Annotated in this window: 10 protein-coding genes; 2 read left to right on the top strand and 8 right to left on the bottom strand. The window is 70.8% G+C overall.

What is annotated here, in order from left to right; genetic code table 11:
- The 3 genes from ACWCSD_RS38455 to ACWCSD_RS38445 form a co-directional block, all read right to left on the bottom strand.
- The coding region (locus ACWCSD_RS38455; RefSeq protein WP_449922306.1) for a universal stress protein at positions 1 to 362 on the bottom strand (362 nt) is incomplete at its 3' end.
- 94 nt (positions 363 to 456) lie between these two features.
- A complete protein-coding gene (locus ACWCSD_RS38450; protein ID WP_449922304.1) occupies positions 457 to 1,230 on the bottom strand; it encodes a DUF6544 family protein in 774 nt (257 codons plus the stop codon).
- Positions 1,227 to 2,075 carry a universal stress protein gene (locus ACWCSD_RS38445; RefSeq protein WP_449922302.1) on the bottom strand — a complete coding sequence of 283 codons (849 nt, stop codon included), beginning with the start codon at positions 2,073 to 2,075 and terminating at the stop codon, positions 1,227 to 1,229. The genes ACWCSD_RS38450 and ACWCSD_RS38445 overlap by 4 nt, the downstream gene beginning before the upstream one ends.
- 189 nt (positions 2,076 to 2,264) lie before the next feature.
- Between ACWCSD_RS38445 and ACWCSD_RS38440 the strand changes: the two genes are divergently transcribed.
- A complete protein-coding gene (locus ACWCSD_RS38440) occupies positions 2,265 to 2,444 on the top strand; it encodes a hypothetical protein (protein ID WP_449922300.1) in 180 nt (59 codons plus the stop codon).
- Between the two features lie 353 nt (positions 2,445 to 2,797).
- On the top strand, positions 2,798 to 3,043 hold the full coding sequence (locus tag ACWCSD_RS38435) for an SHOCT domain-containing protein (RefSeq protein ID WP_449922298.1): 246 nt from the start codon (positions 2,798 to 2,800) through the stop codon (positions 3,041 to 3,043).
- 345 nt (positions 3,044 to 3,388) lie between these two features.
- Here the strand turns inward: ACWCSD_RS38435 and pflA are convergent, their stop codons facing one another.
- From pflA to ACWCSD_RS38410, 5 genes are all read right to left on the bottom strand, one after another.
- Positions 3,389 to 4,114, bottom strand: coding sequence for a pyruvate formate-lyase-activating protein (pflA, locus tag ACWCSD_RS38430; protein ID WP_449922296.1), 726 nt, complete (start codon positions 4,112 to 4,114; stop codon positions 3,389 to 3,391).
- Positions 4,111 to 6,336, bottom strand: a complete 2,226-nt coding sequence (gene pflB / locus ACWCSD_RS38425; protein ID WP_449922294.1) for a formate C-acetyltransferase — start codon at positions 6,334 to 6,336, stop codon at positions 4,111 to 4,113. The genes pflA and pflB overlap by 4 nt, the downstream gene beginning before the upstream one ends.
- 108 nt (positions 6,337 to 6,444) lie before the next feature.
- Positions 6,445 to 8,868: a magnesium-translocating P-type ATPase gene (mgtA, locus tag ACWCSD_RS38420; RefSeq protein WP_449922292.1), complete on the bottom strand. Its 2,424-nt coding sequence runs from the start codon at positions 8,866 to 8,868 to the stop codon at positions 6,445 to 6,447.
- Between the two features lie 170 nt (positions 8,869 to 9,038).
- Positions 9,039 to 9,566 (bottom strand): hypothetical protein, encoded by a 528-nt coding sequence (locus ACWCSD_RS38415; RefSeq protein WP_449922290.1) that lies wholly within the window; start codon positions 9,564 to 9,566, stop codon positions 9,039 to 9,041.
- Positions 9,567 to 9,797: 231 nt separating this feature from the next.
- Positions 9,798 to 10,091, bottom strand: a complete 294-nt coding sequence (locus ACWCSD_RS38410; RefSeq protein WP_449922287.1) for a hypothetical protein — start codon at positions 10,089 to 10,091, stop codon at positions 9,798 to 9,800.
- Positions 10,092 to 10,180: the final 89 nt, after the last annotated feature.

Genomic DNA, 10,180 nt, shown 5'->3' with positions numbered 1-10,180 from the left:
CTGACCGACCCCAGCAGCGCGCCGGCGAACCCGCCGCGGCCGCGGCAGCCGAGCACGATCTCGGTGGCTTCCTTGTCCTGATCCAGCAGGACGGCGGCGGGCAGCCCTTCGACGTCCTGTGTCGTCACCTCGACGGAGGGCTGTCGTTCGCGGGCCAGCGCCGCCGCCTCGCGCAGGATGCGCTGCCCCTCGCCGGCCAACGCGTCGGGCAGCCAGGAGGTGGGGAACCTGTGGATCTGGTACGGCGACCGGTCCACGGCGTGCACGATCCGCAGCGGCAGCCGCATCCGGAAGGCGTCGTTCGCGGCCCACTCGACAGCGGCCCGCGCGCTCACGGAACCGTCGACTCCTACAACGATCATGAGATCCCTCCTTCGTCACCTCATGGGACCCCGTCCGCCCCTGTCCCTTGCAGGGCCGGAGGTCAGCCGGGCGAGGGCCGAAGGGCCCTGCTCGCTAGCGGAACAGCGCGTCCTCGACCCTGAACCGGACGAACTCCCCATCGGCCCACCGCCCGGTCCCGGGCCACCATCCGCCCCGCATCCGGGCCGGGACGGTGAACCCGTCGAAGGTGGCCTCGTGCCCGCACTCCACCCCGAACAGGTGGCTGCGGAACGGACCTTTGTCCGGGTTGCCCCACCGTTCGACGGTGACGGCGGTGAGCGCGCCGGTCGGGGCGACGGTCAGCGTCACCTCGAAGTCCTCGCCGCCGACCGGCACCACGGCGATCGCCCGATCCTCGTCGAGGGACTTCCACCGCAGGCGCGGGTCGAGCGCCGCGGCGGGCGCCATGACGAACTCGCACGCCAGCCGTCCCGCCGCACTCCTGGCGATGTCCGGACCGGTGCCCGACATCACCGGGACGGTCCCCAGCAGCCGCCAGCGCATCTCCCCCACTCCCGCGCGATAGCGGTCGAAGCCGCTCACCGGCAGCGGCCCCATCCAGGCTCTGGCCGTCCAGACGAACCCTTCCATCGGCACCAGCGCCTGTGAGGCCTCGAAACGCCGCCAGTCGCCGAGCCTGATGTCGCCGCGCATGCGCAGCACCACCGCCCTCAGCAGCGGCGTGCCGGGCTCGATGGCATGCAGGACCCAGCGCCGGGCCGGCTCGGGCAGCGGCTCCGCCTCGGCGGGGTCGAACGGGCGAGGGGCGGGTGTCTCGGCCTGCAGCAGGTCCCAGTCGTGGCGAGCCTGCTCGGTCAGGTGCGGCGGCGCGAGGACGACGGTCATGACGGCACGCTCCCCGCCCGTACGACAGCGACCGGGCAGTGGGCGTGGTGCAGGATGCCGTGACTCACCGAGCCGAGCACGGCGGAGGCGAACGCGCCGAGCCCGCGCGAGCCGACCACCACCAGGTCGGCGTGGCGGGAAGCACGGGCGAGCACCGCGACCGGATGCCCGGCCACCACCTCTTCGGCCATCTCGACGTCCGGGTACTTGTTGCGCCAGGGCGCCAGTCGCTGCCCGATCTCCTGGACGGAGACGCCCCAGGGAATCGGCCCGTAGCCGACCGGCTGGGGCGCCGGGGTGGGCGTCCGCACGCCATACACCACCCGCAGCCGCGCGCCCTCCGCACGGGCGTGCTCCAGCGCGTACGCGACGGCCGCCTCGGCGTCCGCCGACCCGTCGAACCCCGTCACGATCTCGCCGAACGTCTCCGGTGTCGCCTCCCGGACGACGACGAGAGGGCAGGGGACATGGCCGGCCAACGTCAGGCCGACCGAGCCCAGCAGCAGGCCGGTGAACCCGCCGAGACCCCGGTTTCCCAGCACCAGCGCGTCGGCGTGCTGCGCTTCATGCCGCAGCCGCTCGGCCACGGAGCCCGTGCTCAGCGCGGTGATCACGTGCAGTCCTGGCCGCCGTTCCCGCGCCCGTCGCGCCGCCGCGTTCAGCAGCTCGGCGTCCCGTTCCGTCAGCGTGTGGTGATCACTGGCGGCGGTGAGCGGGTGCTCGGCCGCCCATGGTTCGCGGACGTGGACGACGCGCAGGTCCAGCCCGCGCCGTGCGGCGTCATCGGCCGCCCAGTCCACCGCGGCGTACGCGGATGCCGAGCCGTCGACCCCAACGACGATCATCTTGGCCCCCTTCATGGTTTCCTGTGCCGCCAGCACACTCCGCTCAAGCGGCCGGTCATAGAGGAGAAGGTCCACCCGTGGCGCATGCCTTTGGTCCCCGCCGTCCCGTGACGTTCGCCGGTATGCGGAACGCGCCCGGACACCCACCATGTTGTCTGTACCGGCAAGGCGAAGGAGAGGTGAGTCACCATGATCGGCGCACGGATGCTCATGGAGTCGCCGGCACTCGATGCCGAGCTGCTGACGCTCAAGAAGCGGGTCGACGAGCTGGAGGACCAGGTGCGTGCCCTGACGGCAGCCGGCCTCGCGCTTGCCCGGGGGCTGGAGAACCTTCAGCGCGCCACGGCGAGACCGGCGTCCACCGGCTGAGCGACGCGGAGACCCGCCGGGGGGGACCACGACCACGGCACCCGGGGGCCGGCGCAGGCACGACAGCAGCACCGCGCCGAGCACCAGAATCACGCTCGCGACGCCGCGCACGCTGCCGAGGACGAAGACGTCGGCCTGCTGCAGGAACACGACGTAGACGACGGCGATCACGCCCATGACCGCCGTCGCCACCGCGTCTTCCATGTCAACCTCAGCGCCCGTTCCTCCCTTCTGCTCTCTCTGGCTCGCGCCGGGCTTGACAGGAGCGCAGTGCCGAACGGCCCGCCAGGTGTGACTTTCGCCCCTGACCTCGTCCGGCCCGGATGCTGGACGTTGGAGGAAAGGAGGTTTCCATGAACAACGACATGCTGACCCATATGGGAAGCGGCATCGGCTGGATGGGCGGAGGCGTGGTGCTGCTCCTCTGGATCGCCCTGCTCGCCTCGGCGTGCTGGCTCGTCATCCGGGCCGCCTCCCCCACGCGGCTGGTCCCCGTCCGCGTGGACCGGGCCCGCGACCTGCTCGCCGAACGTTACGCGCGCGGCGAGATATCGACGGAGGAGTACCTGGCCCGGCTGACGCACCTGACGTCCCGCTGACGACCATTTACGGCGCTGACCTGTGCCAACAGTAGTTCTGAGAGACACGCACCGGCAGGGCGGAGTGGTCGCGCTGGTGGTCGCCTCACGTCGTCCCGAATTGCTTCACTCGTTGACTCTGATCGAGCCGTCTCCGCTGCGGACCGCGCAGGAGCATCCTGTGGTGGCGGAGCTCTGCCAGATCCGAGGCAGGCAGCCTGCCCTCCCAGCAGGTGGGCATCAACGTCGAGGTCGGCGAGGAGGAGCAGGATGATCTCCCGGGCGGTCATCCCGTGGTCGGCCACGATCTCCCCGTTCACCCGGAGCACGGACAGGGCGCGTGAACGTGGTTGTCCATGAGCCTGATCAGAGGCTGGTGACGCCGTGGGCGTGGAACTGGGCGTGGACTCGGTCCATGAGTGCCTGGCCGGGTGGTTCGACGCCGGCGAGCGGGCAGCGCAGGCCGAGCCGCTCGTACTTGGCGAGGCCCATGCGGTGGAAGGGCAGCACGTCGACCCGTTCGACGTTGCCGAGCCCGGCCACGAAACGGGCCAGTCCGTCCACGTTCTCGGGTGCGTCCGTCAGTCCGGGAACCAGGACGAACCGTATCCAGATGGGACGGCCGAGCTCGGCGAGCCGGTGGGCGAAGCGCAGTGTGGGCTCGACCGGCCCGCCCGTGACCCGGCGGTAGGTGGCCGGGTCGAAGGATTTGATGTCCAGCAGGACCAGATCGGTGTCGGCCAGCATGGCGTCGGTGGCACGGACCCCGAGCAGGCCGGAGGTGTCCAGGGCGGTGTGCAGGCCGCTGTCGTGGCAGCGGCGCAGCAGGTCGGCGGTGAAGTGGGGCTGCAGCAGCGGCTCGCCGCCGCTGATGGTCACCCCGCCGCCGGAGACCGCGAGGAAGCGCCGGTACTTGCCGATCTCGTCCATGATCTCGTCGGTGGTCACCTGGTGGCCGTCACGCATCCGCCAGGTCTCCGGGTTGTGGCAGTACTGGCAGCGCAGCGGGCAGCCGGCGGTGAACACGACGAAGCGGGTGCCGGGCCCGTCCACCCCCGTGGACAGGTCCCAGGAGCTGACCGAACCGTTCACAACGAGCCGTGGAAGGTGCGGTTGACGACGTCGCGCTGTTGCTCGGGGGTGAGGCGGACGAAGTTGACCGCGTAGCCGGAGACCCGGATGGTGAGCTGCGGATACCGCTCGGGGTGTTCCATCGCCTCCAGCAGGACGGCCCGGGTCAGGACGTTGACGTTCATGTGGAAGCCGCCGGCGTCGATGTAGCCGTCCAGGACGCCGACCAGGTTGCCCACCCGCTCCGCCGGGGTGCGTCCCAGGCCGTCGGGGGTGGTGGTGCTGGTCAGGGAGATGCCGTCCAGGGCCTGGTCGTACGGCAGCTTGGCGACCGACAGCGCGGAGGCGACCAGGCCGTGGCGGTCACGGCCGTTCATCGGGTTGGCGCCCGGAGCGAACGGCTCGCCCGCGCGACGGCCGTCGGGGGTGTTGCCGGTGTGCTTTCCGTACACGACGTTGGAGGTGATCGTGAGCACCGACTGGGTGTGCTCGGCGTCCCGGTACGTGCGATGCCTCCGGATCTTCGCCATGAACGAGCGGACCAGGTCGACGGCGATGGCGTCGGCGCGGTCGTCATTGTTGCCGTAGGCCGGGAACTCGCCCTCGACCTCGTAGTCGACCGCGAGGCCGGTCTCGTCGCGGACGACCTTGACCCGTGCGTGCCTGATGGCCGACAGGCTGTCGGCGGCGACCGACAGGCCGGCGATGCCGCAGGCCAGCGTGCGCTTGACCGGGTAGTCGTGCAGGGCCATCTCGATGCGCTCGTAGGCGTACTTGTCGTGCATGTAGTGGATGATGTTGAGCGCGTTGACGTACGTGCGGGCCAGCCAGTCCAGCATCCGGTCGTAGGCGGCCATGACCTGTTCGTGGTCCAGGTACTCGCCGGTGAGCGGCGGATGGGCGGGGCCGACCTGTTCGCCGGTGAGCTCGTCGCGACCACCGTTGATGGCGTACAGCAGGGTCTTGGCCAGGTTGACGCGAGCGCCGAAGAACTGCATCTGCCTGCCGACCGGCGCCGCGGAGACGCAGCACGCGATGGCGGTGTCGTCGCCGTGCCGGGGGCGCATCAGCTCGTCGCTCTCGTACTGGATCGAGCTGGTCTCGATCGACAGGGCCGCGCAGAAGCGCTTGAACGGCATCGGCAGCCGCGGCGACCAGAAGACGGTGAGGTTCGGCTCGGGAGCCGGGCCGAGATTGCGCAGCGTCTGCAGGTAGCGGAAGCTGGTGCGGGTCACCAGCGGGCGGCCGTCCGCGCCGATGCCGCCGATCGACTCGGTGACCCAGGTGGGGTCGCCGGAGAACAGCTGGTCGTACTCCGGCGTGCGCAGGAAGCGCACGATGCGCAGCTTGATGACGAAGTCGTCGACGAGTTCTTGCGCCCGCTCCTCGGTGATGCGGCCTTCGGCGAGGTCACGCTCGATGTAGATGTCGAGGAAGGTGGAGGTGCGGCCGAGCGACATGGCCGCGCCGTTCTGCTCCTTGATCGCGGCGAGGTAGGCGAAGTACAACCACTGGACGGCCTGGTGCGCGGTGGCGGCCGGGAGGGAGATGTCGTGGCCGTAGGAGGCGGCCATCGTCTTGAGCTCGTCCAGGGCGCGGATCTGCTCGGCCAGCTCCTCCCGGTCGCGGATCACGGCGTCGGTGGCGTCGGCGTCGTCCAGGGAGCGCAGCTCGGCGTGCTTGGCCTCGATCAGCCGGTCCACTCCGTACAGGGCGACGCGGCGGTAGTCGCCGATGATGCGGCCTCGGCCGTAGGAGTCGGGCAGGCCGGTGATGACGCCGGCCTTGCGGGCACGCCTGATCTCCGGGGTGTAGGCGTCGAAGACGGCGTCGTTGTGAGTTTTGCGGAACTTGGTGAAGATCTCCTTGACGGCCGGGTCGAGCTTGTGGCCGTAGGCGGCCAGGCCGTTCTCGACCATGCGCAGCCCGCCCGCGGGCATGATCGCCCGCTTCAGCGGCGCGTCGGTCTGCAGGCCGACGATCAGTTCGAGCTCCTGGTCGATGTAGCCGGGCCGGTGAGCTGTGATAGACGAAGGAGTCGAGGCGTCCACGTCGAGGACCCCGCGCTCGCGCTCCTCGGGGAACAGCTTCGACACCGCCGCCCACACAGCCCGCGTCCGTTCCGTGGGCCCGGTCAGGAAGCTCGCGTCACCCTCGTACGGCGTGTAGTTGGCCTGGATGAAGGCGCGTACGTCCGGCGCCGAACGCCAACCCTCTCCCTCGAACCCACGCCACGCATCCATGGTTCCCCCTTCGCGTCGATGTCCCTTCTCACTGTCTCCGAAGGGAACGGCGGCCGCCGCAGTCCAAGGCCACCGGCGTCCGGGACCAAGGTCCCGGACGCCGGTGGCTCATGCGGTGAGCAGCGGGCGGAGCAGGCGCTTGGCTCCTTCGTTGGCCGCGACGTACAGGACGGTCAGAGCGGCGAGCGCGCCGAGCACCGGCCACGTCAGCGGCACCAGGCCCAGCGGGCCGCCGACCGGCGTGTACGGCAGCGCCACCGTCAGCACGGCCACCGCCACGCTCGTCAGCAGCAACGGCCTGGACGGACGGCTGCGGAAGAACGGCCGCGCGGTCCTGAGCACGAGCATGACCGCCAGCTCGGTGGCCGTGGACTCGATGAACCAGCCGGTGCGGAAGACGCCGGCGCCGGCGTCCAGGCCCAGCCTGAGCACCAGGAAGGTGGCGATGTCGAACACCGAGCTGAGCAGCCCGAACACGATCATGAATGTGCGGATCCCGCTCAGGTTCCACGATCGGGGACGTCGAAGCTGCTCTGGATCGACCTGGTCGGTGGCGATCGTGGTGCCCGGGATGTCGGACAGGAAGTTGAGCAGCAGGATCTGGCGCGGCAGCAGCGGCAGGAACGGCAGGAACGCCGAGGCGGCGGCCATGCTGAGCATGTTGCCGAAGTTGGCGCTGATGGTGACCCGGACGTACTTGAGGGTGTTGGCGAACGTGCGCCGGCCCAGGCGCACCCCGTCGACGATCACCTTCAGGTCCTTGTCCAGCAGCACGATCGCGGCCGACTGCTTGGCCACGTCCACGGCCGTGTCGACGGAGATGCCGACGTCGGCGGCGTGCAGGGCAGGGGCGTCGTTGATGCCGTCGCCGAGGAAGCCCACGGTGGCGCCGGAGGCGCGCAACGCGCGGACGATCCGCTCCTTGTGCAGCGGCTCGACCTCGGCGAACACCTGGCCGCCCGCGACGCGGGCGGCCAGGGCGTCCTCGTCCAGCCGGTCGAGGTCGGCGCCGGTCAGCACCTCGCCGCCGAGGCCGACCTCGCGGGCGATGCGTTCGGCGGCCAGCCGGTTGTCGCCGGTGATCAGGCGTACGGAGATGCCCAGGCCGGCCAGGTCGCGTACGGCTTCGGCGGTGCCCTCCTTGGCCGGGTCGTGGAAGGCGAGCACTCCCACCAACGTCATCCCGCTCTCGTCGGCGACGGTGGCGGTGGAGCGGCCGGGGAGGACGGCGATGGCCAGGCCGAGCGCGCGGAAGCCATCGCGGCTTAACTCGGCGAAACGTCCCATGACCGCCTCGCGCACCGCCTCCAGCGGCACGGTGCCCTCGTCCGTACGGGCGGTCGTGCAGGCGGCGAGCACTGACTCCAGGGCGCCCTTCGTGATCAGCGTCGGGACGCCGGCCTCGTCCACGAGCACGGACAGGCGCTTGCGCTGGAAGTCGTAGGGCACCTCGTCGAGCCGCGCCGCCGCGTCGAGCGGCGGCGCGCCCGCCAGGACGGCCTCGTCCAGAGGGTTGGCGAAGCCGTGCTGGAGCCCGGCGTTGAGGCGGGCCAGCCGCAGCACCTCCCCGCTCGGCTCGCCGCCGACTCCGGTCGCCTGGTCCAGCCGCACCGCGCCGGCGGTGAGCGTGCCCGTCTTGTCGGTGCACAGCACGGTCATCGCGCCGAAGTCCTCGATCGCGTCCAGCCGCTTGACGATGACGTGCTCGGCGGCCATCTTACGGGCGCCGGCCGACAGGCTGACGGCCACGATCGCGGGCAGCAGCTGCGGCGTCAGGCCGACGGCCAGCGCGAGGGAGAACAGCAGCGCGTCCACGACGGGACGGTCGAGCACGACGTTGACGACGAAGATGGCGGTGACCAGCACGACCATCGCCCGTACGAGGAGCAGGCCGAAGCGGGTCATGCCGCGCTCGAAGCGGGTGGTGACGTCGTGTCCGGCCAGTTCGGCGGTCAGCTCGGCGAACTTGGTCGCGCGGCCGGTGCGCAGGACGGTCGCGGTGGCGGTACCGCTGGCGACGTGGGTGGCGGCGTACAGCTCGGCCGCGACGCCCTTCTCGGCGGGGAACGACTCGCCGGTCAACGCCGACTCGTCCACCAGCAGGCTCTGGGCACGTTCGACGGCGCAGTCGGCCGGGACGATGTCTCCTGCCCGCAGCACCAGCACGTCGCCTGGGACCACTTCCTCGGCGGGCACGGACACCTCGCGGCCATCCCTGATCGCCTCGGTCTCCACGCGGACACGGGCCAGCAGGGCGTCGACGGCGCTCCCGGCTGAGTGTTCCTGCCAGAAGCCGAGCGCGCCGCTCGCGACAATGATCACCAGGATGATGAACCCGTCGGTCAGGTCGCCGAGCACCATCGACAGGATCGTGGCGGCGATCAGGATGAGCACGATGGGGCTGGTGAACTGGGCCAGCAGCAGCCGCAGCCCGCGGTGTCCGCGCGGCCCGGCCACCTGGTTCGGCCCGTGCAGCCGGAGCCGTCGCTGCGCTTCCAGGCTCGTCAGTCCGGGCTCTGCCGGTCTGTCCATGAGGACGTCCTCCTTCCAGGAGCTCCCCCAGCACAGCAGGGCCGCCCGCCCGGTTCAGGAGTCGTACGGCATGGATGCGACGGACCTTCGTCCTTGTCGTGCATGTCCGCCGGGGCACAGCGAAACGCCCACCCCCGGGTGCTGAGGGGGTGGGCGTGTCCTGGTGCGCACTACTTCAGCCAGGCGTTGCGGCGGACGATCGGCAGGTTGCCCAGCCCGAGCGTGCCGCCCGCGCCGGTCATGGCCAGGCCGATCAGGACGATGGCGTAGATGATGTGCTCGTCCAGGAACGGGTTGTTGGCCAGCGGGAGCTCGGCCGCCCACATCAAGGTCAGCATGAGGGTGCCGGTGATCGCGGCGATCCGGGTGCCGACGCCCAGGACCAGCGCGAGGCCGATGCCGAGCAGGCCGGCCATGAACAGCCAGTCCACCCACGCCTGTCCGGCCAGGGTCGAGAACAGCCCGCCGAGCGCGTTCTCGCCGGTGCCCTTGAGGAAGCCGGTCGTCGGGCTGCCGCCCGCGATCCACGCCTTGCCTGCCGGGGTGGCGAACCCCCAGCCGAACGTCTTGTCCAGGAACGCCCACAGGAAGATCCAGCCGATCGCGATCCGGGCGACCGCCCAGACGTACTCGACCGGGCGGCGTCCGGCGGTGGTGGCGCCCGTGTGCGTGACGGGCCTGTCGATCGTGGTGGCCATGACGGCCCCCTTTCCTTGGCGGCGCCTGATCCTCTTGCGCACTTCCATCACACCGCTTCCGGTGACTCGCCTGAAGTGCCGCACGGCCCTCGTGCGGAGGACCTTGGTCCTGCGTCCGCGCGCCTCGAATCGTGGGGCCGCGACCATGACCGGGATCGCCGCGACGGGCTGTCCTGGGAGCAGGACGTGACCGTGCGCTGTGCCCGGGGCGGAGCTGATCGTCGGCGTGGCTCACGCCATCCGCTGGGCCATCTCGACCAGGCGGTTGGCGTAGCCCCACTCGTTGTCGTACCAGCCGAAGACCTTGACCAGGTCTCCGCTCGCCTGGGTGAGCGGGGAGTCGAACACACAGGAGGACGCGTCGCCGATGACGTCACGGGAGACGAGCGGGGCGGTGCTGTAGCGCAGGACGCCGTGCAACTCGTCCTCAGCCGCGGCGGCGAAGGCGTCGTTCACCTCCTGCGCGGTGACCGGCCTGGAGAGCTGCGCGGACAGGTCGGTGATCGAGCCGTCCTCGACCGGCACCCGGATGGCTGGCGCCCGTGGCCTGGCCACCGGCAGCGTCCACCGCTATCTCGGCTACGGGTTCTGGGCGCTGACCGCGGCGCTGATCG

It is taken from the genome of Nonomuraea sp. NPDC001684, assembly GCF_053596515.1.
Note: the sequence above shows the minus strand (reverse complement) of the source record. Positions and strands in the feature narration are given on the sequence as shown.